Origin of the sequence: Proteus sp. CD3 (assembly GCF_008808075.1) — a bacterium.
Classification (GTDB): Bacteria; Pseudomonadota; Gammaproteobacteria; order Enterobacterales; family Enterobacteriaceae; genus Proteus; species Proteus appendicitidis.
The window spans coordinates 471,387-490,345 of record NZ_CP019686.1; the positions used below are offsets into that span (position 1 = coordinate 471,387).

Sequence of the window (18,959 nt, forward strand, 5' to 3'; positions counted from 1 at the left end):
TGTGGCACAGGATTATACTGTTGAACAATTAAACCATGGTCGTAGAGTCATTGACTTTATGCGTTGGGACAACGTCGCCTTTACTATTTCGTTTCTGCTTTTGATAGCGTCAATTGCTATCATTTCCGTGAAAGGATTTAACTGGGGACTGGATTTTACAGGTGGTACAGTAATTGAGATCAATCTCAGTCAACCAGCCGACCTTGATAAAATGCGTGATAGCCTAGATGCAGCGGGTTTTAAAGATCCTCTGTTACAAAACTTTGGTAGCAGTCGCGATATTATGGTGCGTATGCCTCCTGTTGAAGGACAGGCAGGTCAAGAATTAGGTAAGAAAGTCATCGATGTTATCAATGCTGAAGTTGATAACGATGCAGTGGTAAAACGTATTGAATTTGTGGGGCCTAGTGTTGGTAGTGAATTGGCTCAAACAGGTGCAATGGCGTTATTATCCGCACTTATCTGTATTCTTATCTATGTTGGATTCCGTTTTGAATGGCGTTTGGCGTTAGGTGCGGTTATTGCACTTGCGCATGACGTGGTGATAACACTGGGTGTTCTTTCACTGTTCCACATAGAAGTTGACTTAACCATTGTGGCGTCATTGATGTCTGTTATCGGTTACTCACTGAACGATAGTATCGTTGTATCAGACCGTATTCGTGAGAACTTCCGTAAAATTCGTCGAGGAACATCATATGAAATTATGAACGTTTCTCTTACGCAGACGTTAAGCCGTACCATCATGACATCAGCAACAACATTATTAGTTGTATTAATGCTGTATATCTTTGGTGGTTCAATGCTTCAAGGCTTCTCTTTAGTTATGTTAATCGGTGTTTCAATCGGTACTATTTCTTCTATTTATGTGGCTTCTGCATTAGCACTGAAAATGGGAATGAAACGTGAACACTTGATTGTGCAAAAAGTGGAAAAAGAGGGTGCCGATCAGACAACACTCTTACCATAATAGAGCGTTTTTCTGATAAAACATCGCAAACACCCTGCCAGTATATACTGACAGGGTGTTTTTTGTTCACTGAACAGGTACACTGTTTATGAGTGTTGTCAAAAGTAGGAATAACTATGCATTGCCCATTTTGTGGAGCCGTAGATACCAAGGTAATTGATTCCAGACTTGTTGGTGATGGTTCACAAGTGCGCCGTCGTCGCCAATGTCTTGTTTGCCATGAACGTTTTACTACCTTTGAAGTAGCAGAGTTAGTGATGCCTCGTGTTGTGAAAAGTGATGAAATACGTGAGCCTTTTGATGAAGAGAAACTTCGTCGAGGCATGCTTAAAGCATTAGAAAAGCGTCCAGTGAGTTCAGACGATGTTGAAGCTGCAATAAGCCATATTAAATCACAATTAAGAGCCACGGGTGAAAGAGAAATCCCTTCAAAAGAAATTGGCAATTTTGTTATGGAACAACTAAAGAAACTCGATAAAGTGGCTTATATTCGCTTTGCTTCTGTTTATCGTAGTTTTGAAGACATCCGTGATTTTGGTGAAGAAATTGCAAAATTACAGGATTAATACATTAATATTGTGCTTTATTTAATGATTTGAAAAATAACGATAAATAATAAAATTACATGTAATTATTATGATAAATAACAACAGCAACAATCCAAGTGAAAATGAAAGTCTGCAAGATGAACACTATATGCGTCGAGCCATAGAGCTTGCAGCATTAGGTCGTTTTACAACATCGCCTAATCCTAATGTGGGGTGTGTGATTGTAAAAGAAGGTGAGATTATTGGTGAAGGTTATCACCATCACGCAGGTGGTCCTCATGCTGAAGTCAATGCCTTAAGAATGGCTGGAGATAAAGCAAAAGGGGCGACAGCTTATGTCACACTAGAGCCTTGTAGCCACTTTGGTAAAACACCACCTTGTTCTGATGCTTTGATTAATGCAGGCATAAAACGCGTTGTTGCTGCGATGCAAGATCCCAATCCTCTGGTTGCAGGACGAGGATTACACAAATTATTATCAGCCGGAATTGATGTTTCACACGGTGTTTTAATGCAAGAAGCTGAGAAATTGAATGTTGGCTTTTTTAAACGCATGAGAACCAGTTTCCCTTATATCCAGCTAAAATTAGGTGCATCTTTAGATGGTAAAACGGCATTAGCGTCAGGTGAAAGCCAATGGATAACCTCTAAAGCATCTCGTCGGGATGTACAAAATTTCCGAGCAAAAGCTAGCGCTATTTTAACCACAAGTGCGACAGTGCTTGCTGACAACCCTTCTATGAATGTACGTTGGGAAGAGCTTTCAGATGAGATAAAAGCCATTTATCCAGAAGAAACATTACGTCAACCTATTCGTATTGTTGCTGATAGCCAAAATAGAGTGACTGAAGATCATAAAATCACTCAAATTGAAGGCGAATGCTGGTTGGCGCGTACAAAATCACAGCCAAGTGACTGGCAAGGCAATGTATCTGAAATCCTATTGCCAACGAATGGCAAAAACAGTGGCGTGGATTTAGTTTTATTAATGATGCAATTGGGTAAACGCAATATCAATACCGTATGGGTTGAAAGTGGCGCTCATTTTGCTGGTGCATTATTAGAGGCTGGGCTTGTTGATGAGCTTATTATTTATATTGCACCTAAAATTTTAGGCGATGATGCGCGTGGATTATTTGCACTTTCTCCACTTTCATCATTATCAGAAGCACCTGAATTTACAGTAGATTCTCTTCAACAAATTGGCTCTGATATCAGAGTTTGTTTAAAACCTCGTTATTAATAGACGTAAATAAGTGTGTCTACGGCGCTATTTGTAGTAAAATGGCGCCGTGTGTGTTATTTCCTGTCGTTACGACATCGTTATCAGCCAACTAAATGCCTTGATTTATCAAGGGTTTTTGGCTCCTTTGCTGTGTAATAATAAAACAGAGCGCAGTAAGGGAAAGAATATGATAAAATCCGCGCCCCCGCGGATAGGAGAAAAAGGTAACCTATGAACGTAATCAAAGGTGTTGTCGCGGCGCCAAACGCACGCGTAGCAATTGCAATTGCCCGTTTTAATAACTTCATCAACGACAGCCTATTAGAAGGTGCGGTTGATGCATTAGAACGCATTGGACAAGTTTCCTCTGAAAATATTACCGTCGTTTGGGTTCCAGGCGCTTATGAGTTGCCCTTAACGGTTAAAGCATTAGCCGAAAGCGACAAATACGATGCAGTTATCGCGTTAGGTACTGTTATCCGTGGTGGAACCGCACATTTTGAATACGTTGCTGGCGAATGTAGTTCTGGTTTATCTCAAGTTGCGATGCAAAGTGAGATCCCTGTGACTTTTGGTGTTTTAACCACTGAAAATATTGAACAGGCTATTGAACGCGCTGGAACGAAAGCGGGCAACAAAGGTGCTGAAGCGGCAATGACAGCACTTGAAATGATCAATGTACTTAAAGCCATAAAAGGCTAATCATCTGTTTTAACTTAAGGGGAATTTTGTGAAACCTGCTGCTCGTCGTCGTGCTCGTGAGTGTGCTGTTCAGGCTATCTACTCATGGCAATTATCCGGAAATGACATCGCGGATGTGGAATTGGAGTTTTTATCCGAGCAGGATACCCAAGGTGTAGATATTGCTTATTTTCGTGAGCTTTTAGTGGGTGTTGCCATTAATGCAACACGTTTAGATAAGGCGATGGAACCTTATTTATCCCGCCAACTTGAAGAGTTAGGTCAAGTTGAAAAAGCAATTTTACGTTTAGCAATGTTTGAACTTAGCTTCCGTGAAGATGTTCCTTACAAAGTTGCGATTAACGAAGCGATTGAACTGGCTAAGGTATTTGGTGCTGACGATAGCCATAAATTTGTTAATGGCGTGCTTGATAAAGCTGCACCAACTGTACGTAAAAAATAACGTTTTTCACGTTTCCTCTATGGTAAATAATTCAAGGCCGGTATTTCCGGCCTTTTGTTTAATAAAACTCGTTTAGTATGCACAGCTAAATAGGAAATAGATAATGCCTTGTGGTGAATTCTCCCTTATTAAGCAATATTTCACTTCACAGCCTGTAAAACGAAAAGATGTGAGTACAGGAATTGGAGATGACTGCGCAATCTTGACGGTACCTGAAAAGCAGCAAGTCGCGATTAGTACCGATACTTTAGTGAGTGGCATTCACTTTCTTCCATCTATCTCACCTGAAGATTTAGCCTATAAAGCACTTGCTGTAAATATTAGTGATTTAGCTGCCGTTGGTGCAGATCCTTCTTGGGCTTCATTGGCTTTAACGCTTCCTGATACAAACAGTGAATGGCTTGAGGCATTTAGTCGCTCCTTCTTTGCGTTAGCTGAGTATTATGCAATCCAGCTAATCGGTGGTGATACCACTCGTGGCCCTCTGAGCTTAACAATTACAATACAAGGGCTTGTCCCACAAGGAACTGCATTACTTCGTTCCGGTGCTAAAATTGGCGATTGGATCTATGTTACGGGTTTTTTAGGTGATAGCGCGGCAGGGCTTGCTGTATTACAAAATCGATTACAGCCGACAGAAAAAGAGCATAGTGATTATTTTGTTGCAAGGCATTTACGTCCTCAACCTCGTTTATTGCAAGGTCAAGCATTACGCCATTTAGCGACATCTGCGATTGATATTTCTGATGGGCTGATTTCAGATTTGGATCATATTCTCACAGCAAGTGGTTGTGGTGCGCGTTTAAATTTAGATGCATTACCTTACTCACCAGCGATGAAAGCGGAAGTGAGCGAAGAACAAGCAGAGGTTTGGGCATTAAGTGGCGGTGAAGATTACGAGCTTTGCTTTACCGTACCTGAAATCAACCGTGGCGCTTTAGAGATTGCATTAGCGCATACAGGTGCAGATTTTCATTGTATAGGGCAAATAATGCCGATTGCTGAAGGTATTCGTTATTTACGAAATGGCAAAGATGTTTACCCTAATCTTAAAGGTTTTGATCACTTTAGTGAGAGTAACGAGTAAAGTTTATCTACACAAAAGGCGCTTAATAAGCGCCTTTGAAGATCTTTTGAAGAAACCGCTAATTAGCTTCTCGTAGCTTTACGTTTAGCTATACGATTTTTTATTGAAGCTATATCGAGTATAACACCTCTGTTTGCGCCTGATGTTTTTACTGCAACTCTTGTTGGGGGCTTAGTCGAATCATTCATGCGAGAGTCTCCTTTTAGTTGCGGATCCTTGATTGGATTATGCTCATGAGAAAATAAGCTGTCAATAGATTTGATTTCTCGTTCTAATTCCTCTTGATCTCTTTCTCGTTCATCATCCATCATTGATATTAGTTCACTCAATTCTTTTTTATTACCACAATTTTCTCTAATTAAATCGAGAATTTTTTGATTATATTGCTCTATTGTTTCTGTATCCAACCAATTGAGTTTATCAATAATGAGATCTTCTTCTAACCACTTAATATAATCAAATCCACCACCTGAACATCGATCTCTTGTAGACGCTGAATCCATACTTATTTTAATAAAATGATCGCCATATTTGATAAAATCATAATAATGACCATTTATAGTGATAACTTGGATACTATTAATATAACATTCAATCGCATATTCAGAGCCGGAGCCAGCACCATAAAAAATATAATTACCGTTTTCTTGTGTAATTGCACCTTGAAAATAGACAACTTCCCCATTAGTTCTATCTACTTCAATAAATTCACAGATATCTTCATCCATATTTGAAAGAATGCCTATTAATGTAGCGTATTCTTCATCTATACCTATATTATCTCCAATATAAAATGCTAATATCGCTAATATTGCATTGATATAACCTGAATAGAATATAATACTATCGTCAAGAATATAAAACTTTTTAAAAGGAGGTGGAGCAGGATTATCATTACAATCAGTCCATAATCTATCGGCAGCTACAAATGTTAAATTCTGAGAGATAATCGTTGTCATTAGTTGTAATGGTATGATCTTATTAAAAAAAGAGAATTTAATTATTCTATAGTGTTGAGGGTAAAAAGTGAAAATAATTATGATGTTTAAATACTTAAATACTTAAATACTTAAATACTTAAATACTTAAATACTTAAATACTTAAATACTTAAATACTTAAATACTTAAATACTTAAATACTTAAATACTTAAATACTTAAATACTTAAATACTTAAATACTTAAATACTTAAATACTTAAATACTTAAATACTTAAATACTTAAATACTTAAATACTTAAATACTTAAATACTTAAATACTTAAATACTTAAATACTTAAATACTTAAATACTTAAATACTTAAATACTTAAATACTTAAATACTTATTTATAATTTTATATAAAAAGGCGCTTAATAAGCGCCTTTGAGAATGCTGATAATATCTGAATGAATTAATAAAAGTATTATTAATTTATCTTAGTTTTTCTTCACAAATTCAGATTTTAATTTCATTGGTCCAAAACCATCAATTTTACAATCAATGTTATGGTCGCCTTCCACTAAACGGATACCTTTTACTTTAGTACCAATTTTTAGCATGGTTGAGCTACCTTTGACTTTGAGATCTTTAATCACAGTCACTGAATCGCCATCGGCTAATAAGTTACCGTTAGCATCTTTAACAATCAATTCATCGCTTTCAGCAACAGGTTCAGCATCGTTCCATTCATGGGCACATTCAGGACACATATACATTGCACCATCTTCATAGGTGTATTCTGAATTGCACTTAGGACAAGAAGGTAATGACATAATAATACTCTCAAATTTTATCAAAATGGGAAGCGATTAATCGTCACAATGAGGATAACACTTGCCCCATAAATTAAAGGACACATTATCGTTTAAGAGTGAAAGTTCTAAGCAATCCCCTAAATGGTACTGCTTCTGATAATGTGAAAGGGCGATAGTATAATAGATTTGATGGAAATTTGCATCTTTCACGGGTTATGACATAACGAATGAGGAAAAGTAGATTAGATATAGAGAGCTAAGTTGAAAATAAAGACAAATAGAGGTGATTTTAGTTTTTAATTAACTTATTGATATTAAATTAATAATTTTATAAATATCACTAAAAATAAATGCCCTCATCTTAAATGAGAGCATCATTAATAATAGTGTTAATCTTCTTGTTATTATTTTATGAAATCTATCACCGAGTCACGCTCTATAAGTTTGGATATCTGAATTAATGATGAGTCCAATCCTCAATCCTTAATCCATCAACTCTTTCAAATTCTCGAGTATTATTTGTCACTACGATTAGCCCTTTACTTCTAGCATGTGCTGCTATGTGTAACTCATTATCACCAATGCGTTTTCCTTGTTTCTCAAGTGTTGCTCTTATATCTCCGTAATGAAAAGCGGCTAGCTCATCGTAAGATAAAACAGTGAGTCGAGAAACAAAGTCGTTAACTGTAGCTAAGTTTTTAGTTGAATTTAAACTTTTTTCAGCACCAAAAACTAGCTCAGCGAGTGTGATTGTAGAAATAGCTAATTGTTCTGCATGTTGATTAAATTTCGGTAGCAAAAACTCAGGTCTGCGTTTAATGGTAAATATAACGATGTTTGTATCTAACAGGTATTTAATCATCAAAGGATTCTCTTTCACTTGTGACTTGATCAGGTCTTTCAGATAAAAAATCATCTGTTACAGACTGATCTGATAAGAAAAAGCTATCCCATGCATTTTGTATAGGTGTGATTATTCTTTCTTTTCCTTTGACGCGAACAAAAACTTCTTTTACATCATCAGGAAATCGAGTCTCAGCGGGTAAACGAACATTTTGTGTTCTATTGCTCATAAATACTTTGCCATGCTGGATCATAGTAATAGCTCCTATCAATTACTGCTATATAGCATAAGTATATAGCATAAGTATATAGCAGTTTTAATAGGATACCAAACATGTTGTATTTAATATATACACATCCTAGTAACTTATTAATATAATAGGTTATTTTCTATTATTTATCACCGAGCCACGCTCTATAAGTTTGGGTGTAAGCACCAGAACATTATCATCAGCATCGATATTTTCCATGCGATGTAATAATTGGCTGACAGCGAGTTTTCCCAATTCATCTTTAGGTTGGTGAATAGTCGAAAGCGGTGGGATCATATAAGAGGCTAGGTCGATATCGTCATAACCCATGACGGAAATATCATCTGGGACACGCAACCCCTTTTGATAAATGGCTTGATAAGCACCAACTGCCATCGCGTCATTACAGGTAAAAACAGCTTGCGGTAAGACAGAAAGTGAGAGTAATTTTTGCATTGCGTTAAATCCACCTGCAAATTCAAAATCACTGGTCAACACAAACTCTTCTCGAATAGCTAATCCCGCTTTTTGCATCGCATTGTAATAACCTTGCAAACGATGTTTTGCCGGGAGTTTATCTTGCGGACCTGCAATACAGGCAATTTCAGTAAAGCCTTTTTCAATCAGATAATGGGTTGCGATTTCTCCTCCGAGCAAAGAGTTATCTTGAATAATATCTCCCCCGTATTCAAACGGGGACCAATCCATCATAACCATAGGTAAACGAGGATAACGATTTAGAACTTCATGAGAAGGCGCTCTGGCTTCTGTTGACATCAATAATAAGCCATCAACACGTTTTTGTAGCAAGGTTTCAAGGCTACTATCCATGCGCTCGTAATCACCTTCGGTGTTACATAAAATAAGGCTATAACCTTTTTCGTAACAACTGCGTTCAACACCGCGAACAACTTCTGCATAGAACGGGTTACTACTGGCTGTTACTAACATTCCAATAGTGTGAGTACAGTTCATTTTTAAACTGCGTGCTAAAGCAGAAGGCGCGTAATTTAAGGTTTCGATAGCGTCGTTAACCTTTTTACGAATACCTTCGCTAACATAACGATTGTTATTGATAACGTGAGAAACAGTTGATGTCGAAACGCCCGCCAAACGGGCGACATCTTTCATTGTTGCCAAAGTACTATGCTCGCTCTGCTAAAAATGATCCGATTTCATGACGCCAAGGAACAGAAGATTGCGCACCATGACGTGTAACTGCAATTGCTGCTGCTGCGTGAGCAAAACGGATAGCCTCAACGGAAGGTTGCCCTTCTAATATTGCAGTGACAAATGCACCGTTAAATGTATCACCTGCGGCAATGGTATCAACAGCATCGACACGAAATCCAGGAATTATCATGCCTTGCCCATGTTCACTAAACCATACGCCACGGCTACCCAAAGTGATAAGTACTTGTTTGATACCTTTACGATGTAAAATTTCGGCCGCTTTTGCTGCACCCGCTTCATCATGCACAGAAACGCCTGTTAATATTTCGGCTTCCGTCTCATTTGGAGTGATAACATCAATAAAACTCAGAAATTCATCAGATAAAGGTTGTGCTGGTGCGGGATTTAAAATGACTTTAGTTTGATGTGATTTTGCCAGTTTTGCGGCTTCAAAAACAGTCTCTAACGGTGATTCTAATTGCATCAGTAAGGCATCAGCATGCTCTACAACATGATGATACTGCTGAAAATGTGTAGGCGTTAATGCGCCATTCGCACCTGCAACAATACTAATTACGTTTTCACCTTGCTCATTAACAAGGATCATCGCAACACCCGTTGGTGTCTGCGGAATAATACTAATTGCATCAATATGAATATTATCTGTTTTAAGCTGAGAGATTATTTCACTACCAATTGCATCATCACCGACACAAGCAATAAAGGTAATATCAGCGCCACTTCGACCACAAGCCACAGCTTGATTTGCACCTTTACCACCAAAGGCTATTTTGTATTGATGACCAATAATGGTTTCACCGGGTTTTGGAAATTGTGAAATATTCATAATGTGGTCAACATTGATGCTACCTAGAACAGCAAGGCGAGGTGTTGTCATAGCCTTTATCCTTGTGAAAACGTGTTTTAATGATTAAAACTACCACGGAGCAATATCACTCCGTGGTATTTATTGTTGTTATTTTTTAATAACTAACTCAAGCTCGACAGGGATTGTTGCATCCACTTTCTCGCCTTTGAGAATTTTATCTGCAGTTTGAATGCCGATAATACCAATTTGATCTGGGCGTTGAGCAATGGTTGCACCTAACATGCCACGGTTTACTGCTTTGATCCCATCATCGGTACCATCGAAACCAATGACTAATACATCAGTACGACCGGCAGTTTGCAATGCACGTAATGCACCTAATGCCATTTCATCATTTTGCGCAAAAACAGCTTGAACCGCAGGATATGCAGTTAACAGATTTTGCATCACGTTAAGACCTTTTGTGCGATCAAAATCAGCGGGTTGGCTTGCAAGTATATTCAGTTTATGAGCATCAACGGCTTGTTTAAAACCTTCACCACGCTCACGAGATGCCGATGTTCCAGTGATCCCTTCTAATTGAATGACTTTGGCGTCATTAGCAACTTTTTCAGCAATATAATCGCCCGCCATTTTACCGCCAAGGCGGTTATCTGAAGCGACGTGGCTGACGACTTCACCTTTGTTTGCAACACGGTCTAAGGTGATAACTGGGATTTTGGCTTTATTGGCTAAAATAACGGCATTCCCCACAGCATCTGAATCTGTTGGGTTAATAAGCATTAAGCGTGTGCCTTTCACTGTGAGATCTTGCACGTTAGCAAGCTCTTTAGCCGGGTTATCCATAGAGTCTAGAACAACAAGGTCGTAACCTAATCTATTTGCCTCTTTCTGCGCACTGTCTTTCATGGTGACAAAGAAAGGGTTGTTCAGTGTTGAGATAACAAGCGCGATCGATTCTTTTGCTAATGCATTGGCGCTGATTGTGGCGCTTAATGCAACAACAGAAAGAAGTGTCGCCATTTTTTTGAGTTTCATAATATAAGTTCCTGTCGGGGTTCGGATTAAGAGAATAGAGAGTTATTTTTTGTTATCTACCAAAACAGCAAGTAAGATGACCACCGCTTTTACTATCATTTGATAGTTTGATGATATTCCTAATAAATTCAGTGCATTATTTAAGAAGCCTAGAATAAGCGCACCAATTAATGTACCGATAATACGACCTTTACCGCCCGCAAGACTGGTGCCACCCAGAACAACGGCAGCAATTGCATCTAGCTCATAACCATTACCTGCCATTGGTTGTGCTGATGAAAGTCGAGCAACTTCAATGACACTCGCAAGGGCGGCTAATAAACCACATAATGAATAAACGATGATTTTGATTTTATCGACGCTAATGCCTGATAAGCGAGTGGCAGATTCATTACCCCCTAGTGCATAGATATAGCGACCTAAACGGGTGTGATGTAGTAAATACCATGCGCTCAAAAAGACAATCATCATGAGCCAAATTGGGGTTGGAATACCAAACGGGCGACCAATACCAAACCAACTAAACAGATCAGCATTATCGCTAAATCCAGTATTTATTGGGCTACCATCGGTATAGACGCGAGTCACACCGCGTAGTAATAACATCATGACTAAAGTTGCAATAAAGGCTTGAACTTTACCTTTAGCAACGATAATTCCTGTTACACCACCAATCGCGGCACCTAACGCTAATGCCCCAACAACAGCAACAAGCGCATTAACATCTGCCCCCACCATAGAAGCGGCAACGGCACCTGTTAATGCAAGCAATGACCCAACAGAAAGGTCAATGCCTGATGTTAAAATAACTAGCGTCATTCCAACCGCCATAATGGCGTTAACCGAGGTTTGTTGGAGAATATTGAAAATATTATTTAAGGTAAAAAAATTAGGGCTGAGGGTAGAAACCACAACAATCAGCAGTAGCAATGCAATTAGCGATTTTTGCTCTAATAGCCAAGCTTTTGAGAACCAACGTTTTGACGCTGGAATTGAATTCGTGCTCATATCAAACTCCTACTTTAGCGTCATATTGTTTACCAACAGCCGCTGCCATTAGCATTTCTTGTGTGACATTGTGAGCGGAAAACTCACCACTAATACGACCTTCATGCATAACCAAAATACGGTCACTCATTCCCATTACCTCAGGCATTTCAGAAGAAATTAAAATGATGCTTAATCCTTCTTGTTTAAATTTATTAATTAGCTGATAAATTTCTTTTTTAGCGCCTACATCAACGCCACGAGTGGGTTCATCAAGAATAAGCACTTTAGGGCGAGTCATTAGGCCTCTTGCGATAGCCACTTTTTGTTGATTTCCCCCAGATAAAAAGCCAATAGTTTGATCCATTGAAGGGGTTTTTATATTGAATAATTTAATAAAATCACCGACAGTGAGTTGCTCTTCTTTATGATTAAGAACCCCCATACCGCGGCTAAAATAGCGCAGTGCAGTCAAAGACATATTTTCTTTTACTGACATGCCAAGCACTAAACCATCACGCTTTCTATCTTCAGAGATGTAAACAATACCTTGTTCTAATCCTTCAACCGGCTTTTTGATTTGGCAGGGTTTACCATCTAATTCAACAGTGCCATTGGTTTTGGGTAATGCACCGTAGATAATTTTCATTAACTCAGTACGACCAGCGCCCATTAATCCTGAGATACCCAGAATTTCGCTTTCATGTAATGAGAAACTAACATCGTGAACATCTTCACCACTGAGGTTAATGACGTTAAGTTTGGTTTTTCCTTGAGGGATATTAATACGGGGGTATTGGTCTTCTAACTTACGGCCCACCATCATTTCAATCAGAGTGTCTTCTTTTAATGAGGCAACAGGTTTTTCACCAATAAACTGACCATCTCGCAACACTGTCACATCATCACAAATCTCAAAGATCTCTTTTAAGCGGTGTGAGATATAAACAATGCCACAGCCTTGATCTCTTAGCTCACGAATAACACTAAACAGCGATTCTGTTTCAGTATCCGTTAAGGCATCCGTGGGTTCATCCATAATAATCACTTTGGAACCAAAGCTAAGCACTTTGGCGATTTCAACCATTTGCTGATCACCAATCGATAATTCAGACACTAAACGATGACTACTGTAAGCAAGGTTTAATCGGGCTAATAACTTATCAGCCTCTGCATACATTTTCTTCCAATCTATAGCGCCAAAAGCGCGTGTAAACTCACGACCTAAGAAGATATTTTCTGCGATGGTTAATTCTGGAATAAGGTTAAGCTCTTGATGAATAATACCTATTCCTGCTTCTTGGGAAGATTTGGGACCATTGAAAGCACAACTTTCACCTTGATAAATCACTTCGCCAGCATCTTTTTTATAGATCCCAGTGAGTACTTTCATCAGTGTTGATTTGCCTGCCCCGTTTTCACCGACTAAAGCCATTACTCGGCCAGGGTAAATTCGCAAAGTTGCACCTGATAGTGCTTTTACACCGGGGAATGACTTATCAATATCTTTAAGTTCAAGTAAAGGTTTCATATTGCCCTCAAAAAGTCACACCAGAAAACAACACAATATTGGCATAAGGCGTACATTCACCGGTTCTGATAACAGCTCTATTTTCAGTGAGTTGCTTTTTAAATGCTTCATGTGAAACATATATGATTTGAATAGGTTTCTTCTGCTCTTGTTCTAATAAATGAAGGTAAGAGATGATTTCATTAAACAGAGAAGGATTGATGGTTTTAATTTCTTCCGCCAGCATCACCGCTTCGATTTGCATTTCATGAGTAACGGTTTGCAAGACTGACATAAAGTCAGGAATACCCTGAGTAAGAGCAAGATCAATACGTTCAACAGAGGAGGGAATAGGCAATCCGGCATCTGCAATAGTGATTTTGTCAGTGTGCCCTAAACGTGAAATGACACTCGAAATAGGACTATTAAGTAATACACCTTTTTTCATGTTTCCTCCTCAGCGAAACGTTTCGCTGTCTACATAGTAGAAAAGAAAGGTGGGAAAACAAGTCTGATTTATTCAGATTGTGAGCGTGATCGAAACGTTTCGTTGGCAGGCAAAAAGAAAGAAAAATCTAACTGATTGAATAAATTAACGCTGAATGGATTCAAGAAGGGAAGTGGTTATTTTCAGTGAATTACATAAAAATGTGATGGCTAACAAGATTGTAATGGGGCGGCAATATGGGGTATGAAGACGTAAACCAGTATATAAAAGACAGCTTAGAAAATATATTAACCTCTCCTGTATTTAATTAGGAGAGGTTTTTTAATCATTTTAATTCAATCAGTTATCTTGATAAGCTTTAATCGATTTCTCAATACCTGCTGCATCTAATCCTAAGTCAGATCTGATCTCTTCTTGTCCACCTTGTGGTACAAACAGATCAGGTATACCTAAGTTTAAGACAGGTACTAAGCAACGCTCTTGCATGAGTAACTCATTAACACCACTGCCAGCACCACCCATAATGGCATTCTCTTCCAGTGTTACCAACATATCATGCTGTTCAGCCAGAGAAAGGATAAGTGATTTATCAAGAGGCTTAATAAAACGCATATCAGCCACAGTTGCATCAAGTTTTTCAGCCACTTCTAACGCTTCTGGTAGTAATGTACCAAAGTTCAAAATTGCGATGCCTTTGCCTTGGCGACGAATAATGCCTTTACCCATAGGCAGTGGATTCAGTGGTTGCAATTGCGCCCCAACACTAGAGCCTCTTGGATAGCGTACGGCAACAGGGCCATCTTGATAGTGATAACCGGTATGAAGCATTTGGCGACACTCATTTTCATCACTTGGTGCCATAATGACCATATTAGGAATGCAGCGTAAGAATGAGAGGTCAAAAGCACCTTGGTGAGTTTGCCCATCTGCGCCCACAATACCACCACGATCGATAGCAAATAAAACAGGGAGTTTTTGAATGGCAATGTCGTGGATCACTTGGTCGTAGGCGCGTTGTAAGAATGTTGAGTAGATCGCAACAATCGGCTTATAACCACCAATAGCTAAACCTGCTGCAAAGGTAACGGCATGTTGTTCTGCGATCGCAACATCAAAGTATTGTGATGGGTATTCTTTTGAAAAACGCACCATACCAGAGCCTTCACGCATAGCCGGGGTAATCGCCATGAGTTTTGGATCGGTTAAGGCTTCTTCACATAGCCAGTCACCAAAAATTTTGGAAAATGTAGGTCGTGCATTCGGGCTTTTAGGTAATGTACCAGCTTGTGGATCAAACTTAGGTACAGCGTGCCAACTAATAGGATCACGCTCTGCAGGGGCATAGCCACGACCTTTTTTAGTCATAATATGCAGAAGCTGAGGACCTTTTAGATCACGCATATTGGCGAGTGTTTGTACTAACGCAATAACATCATGACCATCAACAGGGCCGATATAGTTGAAGCCCAACTCTTCGAACATAGTGCCTGGAACAACCATACCTTTAATATGTTCTTCGGTCTTTTTCAGTAATTCCTTAATGGGTGGAATACCAGAAAAGACTTTTTTTCCACCTTCACGCAAGGTGGTATACAGTTTGCCAGACAACAATTGTGCAAGGTGATTATTCAATGCACCAACGTTTTCTGAAATTGACATCTCATTGTCATTAAGTACAACGAGCATATCTGGTTCAATATCCCCTGCGTGATTCATTGCTTCAAAAGCCATACCCGCAGTAATTGCACCATCACCAATCACACAAACTGTTTTTCTGTTCAGCTTTTCTTGTTCGGCGGCGACAGCCATACCTAAACCAGCACTGATAGAGGTTGAAGAGTGACCGACACAAAGTTTGTCGTATTCGCTCTCTTCACGCCAAGGAAAGGGGTGTAACCCATTCTTTTGACGGATAGTATCAATGCGGTCACGGCGACCTGTTAAGATCTTATGAGGATAGGCCTGATGACCCACATCCCAAATCAGGTTATCAAAAGGGGTTTTGTAGACGTAATGAAGAGCAACCGTTAACTCAATAGCACCTAAACCTGAGGCGAAGTGACCACTTGAGCGGCTGACACTGTTAAGAAGAAATAGCCTTAGCTCATCACAGAGTTTAGGTAAACTCTCTTTTGGTAATAGGCGCAAATCTTCTGGTGTTTCAACCAACGCCAATGTGGGATATTTTTCGATATCAATGCTCATGTGATGCCTATTAATTAATCACTTGTAATAGGGAAAGAACAGGTAAGCTGCTCTCTTTATTTTTTATTAGTTTTTCCGTTCGACGATAAAACTCGCTAATTGTTTAAGCGTGGTCGTATCGTACTCGTATTGCTCAAGAAACGCTAAGGCATCCAGTGCTTCGTTATACAATTCCTGTGCTTTCTTTTGAGCTTGCTCTAATCCAAGGAGTGCTGGATATGTGCTTTTCCCTGACTCTTGGTCGCTACCTTGGCGTTTCCCTGTTTCTTCCGTACTGCCAATGACATCTAAAATGTCATCTTGTACTTGAAATGCAAGACCAATAGAGTGGGCATATTTATCTAGCGCGGGTAATACTTCATGACCTTTGGAGCCAGCACTAAATGCACCTAAGCGAACAGCTGCACGAATTAATGCACCTGTTTTGTGTAAATGGATTTTTTCAAGAGATGCTAGATCAATCGATTTATCTTCGGCTTCAAGATCAAGAGCCTGACCGCCACACATACCAGCAAGCCCGCTGGCTGTTGCTAATTCTGAAATCATTGCAACACGATCGGCCATTGCAACATCAGGCATCGGATTTTTTGCTAAGATTTCAAAGGATAGAGTTTGTAATGCATCACCCGCTAAAATGGCGTTGGCTTCACCAAACTCAATATGACAAGTCGGTTTACCACGACGTAAATCATCGTTATCCATCGCAGGTAAATCATCATGAATGAGAGAATAAGCGTGAATACATTCTACTGCAGCGGCGGGTGCATCAAGGTTAAGTGCGGGGACTTTAAACATTTCACCCACTACATAAACAAGGAAAGGACGTAAGCGCTTTCCACCTAAAAGCGCACCATAATGCATGGCTTTACCTAGAGGCATGTCAGTGAATGGTAAAGCTGATAGCGCTTGGTTTAATGCATCATCAACACGCTGGTGGGCGGAATCTAATTTATGACGGAACGCATCCGTACTTGAAGTTGCGTTACTCAATTATTCTGCCTCTTGGATAAAATCATCAGGAGTTGCGTTATCGTCTTCTTTTAGAAGAATACGAACACGCTGTTCAGCGTCTTGTAATGTTTTTTGTCCAACACGGGCTAGACGAACGCCATGTTCAAATTCATTAAGCGCTTCTTCTAAAGGGAGTTCGCCGGATTCTAAACGGTTTACGATTTGCTCAAGTTCTTGCATAGATGCTTCAAAACTTGGTGCTTGTGCGATGTCTTCGTTAATTGGTGTCGTTTTCTTAGCCATAATATTTTTGATAATAAAGCATGTTAGCGCTGAATAATAGCGATCATCTTACTACAAGTAAGAAGAAAATTTCTTATTCAGTCGATGATTTTTGCGGGTGAGCCCTAAATATTGGTGATATACTTTGTGACTTTTATAAACTCCAGTCAATTAACATCACTGTAGTTTATGTTTCTACTTAATAACCTATGACCATTGACTATGAAGTTTATTATTAAATTATTCCCCGAAATTACGATCAAAAGCCAATCAGTTCGTATCCGTTTTATCAAAATTCTTACTAGCAATATTCGTAATGTACTCAATACATTAGGTGATGAAATCACAGTTGTCCGCAATTGGGATAACATTGTTGTTGTTAGTAAAGATGAAAGCAAAAGTGAAGCGGTATGTGATGCACTCACACGTATTCCTGGTATTCATCACTTCTTACAAGTAGAAGAGCATCCATATACTGATCTACATAATATTTTTGAGCAAACTTTTGCAGCGTTTAAGCATTTAGTTGAAAACAAAACATTTTGTGTTCGTGCCAAACGTCGTGGTAAGCACAGTTTTACTTCAAATGAAGTTGAGCGTTATGTCGGTGGTGGCTTTAACCAACACGTCGAAAGCGCAAAAGTGAAATTAACGCGTCCAGATGTCACCATTAATTTAGAAATTGAAGATGACAAACTTATTTTAGTAAATGCGCGCTATGAAGGTATTGGTGGCTTCCCTATTGGTACGCAAGAAGATGTATTGTCGTTGATTTCTGGTGGCTATGACTCTGGCGTATCAAGTTATATGCTGATGCGTCGTGGTAGCCGTGTTCACTATTGTTTCTTTAACTTAGGTGGCTCTGCACACGAAATTGGCGTTAAACAAGTTGCTCATTATTTATGGAATCGCTTTGGTCGTTCTCATAAAGTGCATTTCGTTGCGGTTGATTTTGAACCTGTTGTCGCAGAAATCTTAGAAAAAGTCGATGATGGTCAAATGGGTGTTGTATTAAAACGTATGATGGTACGTGCAGCATCCCGTGTTGCAGAACGCTATGGTGTTCAAGCGATTGTAACGGGTGAAGCATTAGGTCAAGTTTCAAGTCAAACCTTAACGAACTTACGTTTAATTGATAATGCGACAGATACACTAATTTTACGTCCTCTTATCACACACGATAAAGAAAACATTATCAATATTGCTCGCCAAATAGGCACAGAAGATTTTGCTCGTACAATGCCGGAATTCTGTGGTGTGATTTCAAAAAGCCCCACAGTGAAGGCGGTCAAAGCGAAGATCGAAGCAGAAGAAGAGAAGTTTGATTTTTCTATTCTTGATAGTGTTGTTGAAAACGCCAAGAATATGGATATTCGTCGTATTGCAGAAGAAACTGTACAGCAGGTTACTGAAGTTGAGATGGTATCTGAATTTGGCGCTAACGATGTTATTTTGGATATCCGCTCACCTGAAGAGCAAGAAACTGCTCCATTAAAGATAGACGGTGTTGATGTTAAAGAGTTACCTTTCTATAAATTAAGCACTCAGTTTGGTGATTTAGATAAAGCCAAAACTTATTTGCTCTATTGTGATCGCGGAATGATGAGCCGCTTACAAGCGCTTTATTTGCGTGAACAAGGTTTTGAAAACGTTAAAGTCTATCGTAAAAAATAATACGCTAGCGATTTGATCTTGCGAATAAAAAAGCCACTGAAAGTGGCTTTTTTAGTT

Annotated in this window: 20 protein-coding genes; 7 read left to right on the forward strand and 13 right to left on the reverse strand. The window is 39.1% G+C overall.

The genetic code is table 11. From position 1 onward, the window contains the following. Position 1: 1 nt before the first annotated feature. The 6 genes from secF to thiL all read left to right on the forward strand — a co-directional run bounded on the left by secF (position 2) and on the right by thiL (position 4,974). Positions 2–970 carry a protein translocase subunit SecF gene (gene secF, locus BTA34_RS02065; protein ID WP_151434301.1) on the forward strand — a complete coding sequence of 323 codons (969 nt, stop codon included), beginning with the start codon at positions 2–4 and terminating at the stop codon, positions 968–970. Between the two features lie 116 nt (positions 971–1,086). Continuing rightward, positions 1,087–1,536: a transcriptional regulator NrdR gene (gene nrdR, locus BTA34_RS02070; RefSeq protein ID WP_006535128.1), complete on the forward strand. Its 450-nt coding sequence runs from the start codon at positions 1,087–1,089 to the stop codon at positions 1,534–1,536. 70 nt (positions 1,537–1,606) lie between these two features. After that, positions 1,607–2,761 carry a bifunctional diaminohydroxyphosphoribosylaminopyrimidine deaminase/5-amino-6-(5-phosphoribosylamino)uracil reductase RibD gene (gene ribD / locus BTA34_RS02075; RefSeq protein ID WP_265576153.1) on the forward strand — a complete coding sequence of 385 codons (1,155 nt, stop codon included), beginning with the start codon at positions 1,607–1,609 and terminating at the stop codon, positions 2,759–2,761. Positions 2,762–2,974: 213 nt separating this feature from the next. Then, positions 2,975–3,445 (forward strand): 6,7-dimethyl-8-ribityllumazine synthase, encoded by a 471-nt coding sequence (gene ribE, locus BTA34_RS02080; RefSeq protein WP_036932916.1) that lies wholly within the window; start codon positions 2,975–2,977, stop codon positions 3,443–3,445. A gap of 28 nt (positions 3,446–3,473) precedes the next feature. After that, positions 3,474–3,887 (forward strand): transcription antitermination factor NusB, encoded by a 414-nt coding sequence (gene nusB, locus BTA34_RS02085; RefSeq protein WP_006535124.1) that lies wholly within the window; start codon positions 3,474–3,476, stop codon positions 3,885–3,887. Positions 3,888–3,990: 103 nt separating this feature from the next. Continuing rightward, the gene (gene thiL, locus BTA34_RS02090) at positions 3,991–4,974 is read left to right on the forward strand and encodes a thiamine-phosphate kinase (protein ID WP_151434303.1); all 984 of its coding nucleotides are present in this window, start codon (positions 3,991–3,993) and stop codon (positions 4,972–4,974) included. 62 nt (positions 4,975–5,036) lie between these two features. On the opposite strand, the gene BTA34_RS02095 is transcribed toward thiL, so the two are convergent. From BTA34_RS02095 to xseB, 13 genes are all read right to left on the reverse strand, one after another. Then, complete coding sequence (locus tag BTA34_RS02095) at positions 5,037–5,933, reverse strand: hypothetical protein (RefSeq protein WP_151434304.1); 897 nt, start codon at positions 5,931–5,933, stop codon at positions 5,037–5,039. 460 nt (positions 5,934–6,393) lie between these two features. Further along, the gene (locus tag BTA34_RS02100) at positions 6,394–6,729 is read right to left on the reverse strand and encodes a zinc ribbon domain-containing protein YjdM (RefSeq protein ID WP_151434305.1); all 336 of its coding nucleotides are present in this window, start codon (positions 6,727–6,729) and stop codon (positions 6,394–6,396) included. 439 nt (positions 6,730–7,168) lie between these two features. Further along, positions 7,169–7,573 (reverse strand): type II toxin-antitoxin system tRNA(fMet)-specific endonuclease VapC, encoded by a 405-nt coding sequence (gene vapC, locus BTA34_RS02105; RefSeq protein WP_151434306.1) that lies wholly within the window; start codon positions 7,571–7,573, stop codon positions 7,169–7,171. Beyond that, positions 7,566–7,808, reverse strand: coding sequence for a type II toxin-antitoxin system VapB family antitoxin (vapB, locus tag BTA34_RS02110; RefSeq protein WP_099074198.1), 243 nt, complete (start codon positions 7,806–7,808; stop codon positions 7,566–7,568). Before vapB ends, vapC begins: the two co-directional genes overlap by 8 nt. Positions 7,809–7,937: 129 nt before the next feature. After that, positions 7,938–8,945, reverse strand: coding sequence for a ribose operon transcriptional repressor RbsR (rbsR, locus tag BTA34_RS02115; RefSeq protein ID WP_265576156.1), 1,008 nt, complete (start codon positions 8,943–8,945; stop codon positions 7,938–7,940). A 4-nt stretch (positions 8,946–8,949) separates the two neighbouring features. After that, entirely contained in the window at positions 8,950–9,876 is a 927-nt protein-coding gene (gene rbsK / locus BTA34_RS02120) for a ribokinase (RefSeq protein WP_151434307.1), read from the reverse strand. Positions 9,877–9,954: 78 nt separating this feature from the next. Next, on the reverse strand, positions 9,955–10,845 hold the full coding sequence (rbsB, locus tag BTA34_RS02125; protein WP_151434308.1) for a ribose ABC transporter substrate-binding protein RbsB: 891 nt from the start codon (positions 10,843–10,845) through the stop codon (positions 9,955–9,957). Positions 10,846–10,887: 42 nt separating this feature from the next. Further along, on the reverse strand, positions 10,888–11,853 hold the full coding sequence (gene rbsC, locus BTA34_RS02130; protein WP_069368591.1) for a ribose ABC transporter permease: 966 nt from the start codon (positions 11,851–11,853) through the stop codon (positions 10,888–10,890). Position 11,854: 1 nt separating this feature from the next. Then, positions 11,855–13,363: a ribose ABC transporter ATP-binding protein RbsA gene (gene rbsA, locus BTA34_RS02135; RefSeq protein WP_151434309.1), complete on the reverse strand. Its 1,509-nt coding sequence runs from the start codon at positions 13,361–13,363 to the stop codon at positions 11,855–11,857. Between the two features lie 7 nt (positions 13,364–13,370). Further along, on the reverse strand, positions 13,371–13,790 hold the full coding sequence (gene rbsD / locus BTA34_RS02140; protein ID WP_151434310.1) for a D-ribose pyranase: 420 nt from the start codon (positions 13,788–13,790) through the stop codon (positions 13,371–13,373). 339 nt (positions 13,791–14,129) lie between these two features. After that, positions 14,130–15,995, reverse strand: a complete 1,866-nt coding sequence (gene dxs / locus BTA34_RS02145; protein WP_151434311.1) for a 1-deoxy-D-xylulose-5-phosphate synthase — start codon at positions 15,993–15,995, stop codon at positions 14,130–14,132. A 66-nt stretch (positions 15,996–16,061) separates the two neighbouring features. Continuing rightward, entirely contained in the window at positions 16,062–16,985 is a 924-nt protein-coding gene (gene ispA / locus BTA34_RS02150) for a (2E,6E)-farnesyl diphosphate synthase (RefSeq protein ID WP_151434312.1), read from the reverse strand. Continuing rightward, entirely contained in the window at positions 16,986–17,249 is a 264-nt protein-coding gene (gene xseB, locus BTA34_RS02155) for an exodeoxyribonuclease VII small subunit (RefSeq protein WP_023580876.1), read from the reverse strand. A 201-nt stretch (positions 17,250–17,450) separates the two neighbouring features. On the opposite strand from xseB, the gene thiI reads away from it, so the two are divergent. Next, positions 17,451–18,902 (forward strand): tRNA uracil 4-sulfurtransferase ThiI, encoded by a 1,452-nt coding sequence (thiI, locus tag BTA34_RS02160; RefSeq protein WP_151434313.1) that lies wholly within the window; start codon positions 17,451–17,453, stop codon positions 18,900–18,902. Positions 18,903–18,959: the final 57 nt, after the last annotated feature.

What these genes read in the sequence shown, in the direction of transcription:
- nrdR (WP_006535128.1), top strand. Translation starts at nt 1,087, where the DNA reads ATGCATTGCCCATTTTGTGGAGCCGTAGATACCAAGGTAATTGATTCC.
- ribD (WP_265576153.1), top strand. Translation starts at nt 1,607, where the DNA reads ATGATAAATAACAACAGCAACAATCCAAGTGAAAATGAAAGTCTGCAA.
- ribE (WP_036932916.1), top strand. Translation starts at nt 2,975, where the DNA reads ATGAACGTAATCAAAGGTGTTGTCGCGGCGCCAAACGCACGCGTAGCA.
- thiL (WP_151434303.1), top strand. Translation starts at nt 3,991, where the DNA reads ATGCCTTGTGGTGAATTCTCCCTTATTAAGCAATATTTCACTTCACAG.
- BTA34_RS02095 (WP_151434304.1), bottom strand. Translation starts at nt 5,933, where the DNA reads ATGACAACGATTATCTCTCAGAATTTAACATTTGTAGCTGCCGATAGA.
- BTA34_RS02100 (WP_151434305.1), bottom strand. Translation starts at nt 6,729, where the DNA reads ATGTCATTACCTTCTTGTCCTAAGTGCAATTCAGAATACACCTATGAA.
- vapC (WP_151434306.1), bottom strand. Translation starts at nt 7,573, where the DNA reads ATGATTAAATACCTGTTAGATACAAACATCGTTATATTTACCATTAAA.
- vapB (WP_099074198.1), bottom strand. Translation starts at nt 7,808, where the DNA reads ATGATCCAGCATGGCAAAGTATTTATGAGCAATAGAACACAAAATGTT.
- rbsK (WP_151434307.1), bottom strand. Translation starts at nt 9,876, where the DNA reads ATGACAACACCTCGCCTTGCTGTTCTAGGTAGCATCAATGTTGACCAC.
- rbsB (WP_151434308.1), bottom strand. Translation starts at nt 10,845, where the DNA reads ATGAAACTCAAAAAAATGGCGACACTTCTTTCTGTTGTTGCATTAAGC.
- rbsC (WP_069368591.1), bottom strand. Translation starts at nt 11,853, where the DNA reads ATGAGCACGAATTCAATTCCAGCGTCAAAACGTTGGTTCTCAAAAGCT.
- rbsA (WP_151434309.1), bottom strand. Translation starts at nt 13,363, where the DNA reads ATGAAACCTTTACTTGAACTTAAAGATATTGATAAGTCATTCCCCGGT.
- rbsD (WP_151434310.1), bottom strand. Translation starts at nt 13,790, where the DNA reads ATGAAAAAAGGTGTATTACTTAATAGTCCTATTTCGAGTGTCATTTCA.
- dxs (WP_151434311.1), bottom strand. Translation starts at nt 15,995, where the DNA reads ATGAGCATTGATATCGAAAAATATCCCACATTGGCGTTGGTTGAAACA.
- xseB (WP_023580876.1), bottom strand. Translation starts at nt 17,249, where the DNA reads ATGGCTAAGAAAACGACACCAATTAACGAAGACATCGCACAAGCACCA.
- thiI (WP_151434313.1), top strand. Translation starts at nt 17,451, where the DNA reads ATGAAGTTTATTATTAAATTATTCCCCGAAATTACGATCAAAAGCCAA.